Below are 838 nucleotides of genomic sequence, written 5' to 3' on the forward strand. Positions count from 1 at the left end.
GGCCATGGCGAGCGGCAGCGACAGGATGCCGGCCAGCGTGATGGCGCCGCGCACCCCGGCGACGGAACCGGCGAGCCGCACGCGCAGCCCGAACGGCTCGGCCTTATGCTTGCCGAACCGCGCCGCGACGCGCTGTGCAATGTCGCCGACCCAGATCCACAGGAACCGCAGGCCGATCAGGCAAAGCGTCAGGATCAGCACCGTGGCCACGGGCTCGATCAGCCAATGCCTGCTGGAAAGCTCCGGCGGCACGTTGCGGACGATGTCCGGAAGCTGCAGGCCAAGCAGGATGAAGAGCGCGCCGTTGAAGATGAAGGACAGCGTCGTCCACAGCGACATGGCCTGCATGCGCGCCGAGACGCCGAGGTAGCGGAAAAGGCCGGAGCCGCCGGTGAGCAGGCCGGCGGTGACCGCCGCCAGGATGCCGGAGGCCTCGGCGTGCTCAGCGATGAGATAGGCGATGAAGGGCATCAGGATCATCACCAGCACCTGCGCCTCGGAGGGCACGCCGCCGATGCGGTTGAGCAACTGCAGCGTCTTGGCGGCGACGATCAGCGCCGCCACGCCGGCCAGGATGCCGGCGCCGACCGCATAGAGGAAAGTCAGGGATGCGGCGGCCAGCGAGAAGCTGCCGGTCAGCGCCGCTGCCACGGCGAAGCGGAACATGACCAGGCCGGACGCGTCGTTGAGCAGCGACTCGCCCTCCAGAATGTGCATCAGCCGCGCCGGAACCACGTTCCTGTCGACGATGGAGGACACGGCGACCGCATCGGTCGGCGACAGAACGGCGGCGAGCGCGAAGGCAACAACCAGCGGGATGCTCGGCACCAACCAGTGC

Annotated in this window: 1 protein-coding gene; it reads right to left on the bottom strand. The window is 68.7% G+C overall.

All coding sequences use genetic code 11. From position 1 onward, the window contains the following. A partial coding sequence (locus EOA33_RS37225) for a sodium:proton antiporter (RefSeq protein WP_145989575.1) occupies positions 1–838 on the bottom strand: 838 nt, incomplete at both ends.

Source organism: Mesorhizobium sp. M4A.F.Ca.ET.050.02.1.1, assembly GCF_003997725.1.
Classification (GTDB): Bacteria; Pseudomonadota; Alphaproteobacteria; order Rhizobiales; family Rhizobiaceae; genus Mesorhizobium.